Genomic DNA, 1,732 nt, shown 5'->3' with positions numbered 1-1,732 from the left:
TGTCAATCGGCATCCAAACGTGCCCCCTGATCGGCGTCCAAAAGTGACCCCTTTGGCGAGCGGGTGAGCAGGCCCGTGGCGGCGTAGCTTTCCAGCTTGCGCAGCCGACGCGGGCCTGCGTTTCGGAGGGCATTCAGGCTCGGGTTTTAATGCGCCAACTGTCGTTGCCAGTCTCGACGATGTCGCAGTGGTGGGTGAGCCGGTCGAGCAGCGCGGTGGTCATCTTCGCGTCCCCGAAGACGGTCGGCCATTCGCCGAATGCCAGGTTGGTGGTGACGATGACGGAGGTCTGCTCGTAGAGTTTGCTGACCAGATGGAACAGTAGCTGGCCGCCGGACTGCGCGAATGGCAGGTATCCGAGTTCATCGAGAATGACGAAGTCGAGCCGCATCAGATGTTCTGCAAGCCGGCCCGCCCGTCCGGCACGGGCCTCGGCCTCCAGCCTGTTCACCAGATCGACGACATTGAAGAACCTGCCCCGGGCACCATTGCGGATGACCGCGCGCGCGATGGCTACAGAGATATGGGTCTTGCCGGTCCCCGTGCCGCCAACCAGCACGACATTGCGCTGTTGGCTGAGGAACTCCCCGCTGGCCAGATCTCGCACCAGGGTCTCGTTGATCGGGGTGTCATCGAAGGTGAACTCCTCGATCTCCCGGGCATAGGGCAGCTTGGCGGTGGTGATCTGGTATTTGACCGACCGCGCTTTCTTCTCGTTGATCTCGGCGGCCAGAAGGTCTCCAACGATCTGGCGGGGTTCATGCTGGCGGCGCACAGCCACCGCCATGAGTTCGTCATAAGCGGCGCGCATCCCGTAGAGCTTTAACTCGCCCATTGCGGCCATGATGTCAGCACGATCCATCAGCAGGCCCTCCGCAGCAGATCATAACGGGCGCAGTCCGCCACAGGCTCATGGGTCAACTGCAAGGCCGGAGAGGTCAGCAGAAGCGGTGGTGGTTCCGGATCTCGCCTGCGGGATAGAATATTGAGGATTACATCGGCAGAATGGACGCCTTGCGACAGAGCTTCGGCACATGCCTTTTGAACCACAGGCATCCCTTCCGTCAGCACAGCGCCGAGGACCTTCACCATCTGGCGGTCGCCATCTGAGGAGCCCTGCAGCTTGCGGCGGATCTGTTCAAGAGCTCCGGGAAGAACCCAGTCCTTGAACGGTGCGCCGTTACGCAGCGCCCCGGGCTTGCGAAGCAAAACAGGCACATAATGCCAGGGATTGTAAACTGTTCGGTCCCGGCCGAAGTGACGCGGGTGGTCTCCGACCAGTCGACCCTCCTGCCGGATCTCGATCCGCTCAGCATAGGCCCTGATCTCGACCTGCCGCCCGACAGCCGTTGCCGCGACGGAGTATTTGTTGTTGTCGAAGCGCACGAGACAGGTCTTTGACACCGCCGCAGGCAGTGAATGGAATCCGTCGAAGCGCCCGGCATAGGGAACAAGGTGTGGGCGCTCTTCCTGGAAGACCTGCCAGACGGTTTTGTCCGTCAGCTCCGGATGCTTGCTGGTTCTGGCCGAGGCGATGCACTTGTCCAGCAGCCAGGCATTCAGTTCCTCGTAGCTCTTGACCCTGACGCGGGGCGCGAAGAACCGCTGACGGACAGTGCCGACCTGGCTCTCCACCTGGCCTTTCTCCCAACCCGCAGCAGGGGTGCAGGCAACGGGTTCGACCAGATAATGGCTGGCCATCTGCAGGAACCGACGATTGTAGAGGCGTTCC

2 protein-coding genes are annotated in these 1,732 nt (G+C 61.8%); both read right to left on the bottom strand.

Features of this window, described 5'->3' with window-relative positions; all coding sequences use genetic code 11:
* Positions 1 to 133: 133 nt before the first annotated feature.
* The gene (gene istB, locus M3484_RS23500; protein ID WP_028714057.1) at positions 134 to 862 is read right to left on the bottom strand and encodes an IS21-like element helper ATPase IstB; all 729 of its coding nucleotides are present in this window, start codon (positions 860 to 862) and stop codon (positions 134 to 136) included.
* The coding region (locus M3484_RS23495) for a Mu transposase domain-containing protein (RefSeq protein WP_502942504.1) at positions 862 to 1,732 on the bottom strand (871 nt) is incomplete at its 5' end. The genes istB and M3484_RS23495, both read right to left, overlap by 1 nt.

Source organism: Pseudomonas sp. GX19020, assembly GCF_023371075.1.
Lineage (GTDB): Bacteria > Pseudomonadota > Alphaproteobacteria > Rhodobacterales > Rhodobacteraceae > Pseudogemmobacter.
The sequence above is the reverse complement of the archived record's forward strand: the minus strand, read 5'-3'. Positions and strand labels throughout refer to the sequence as shown.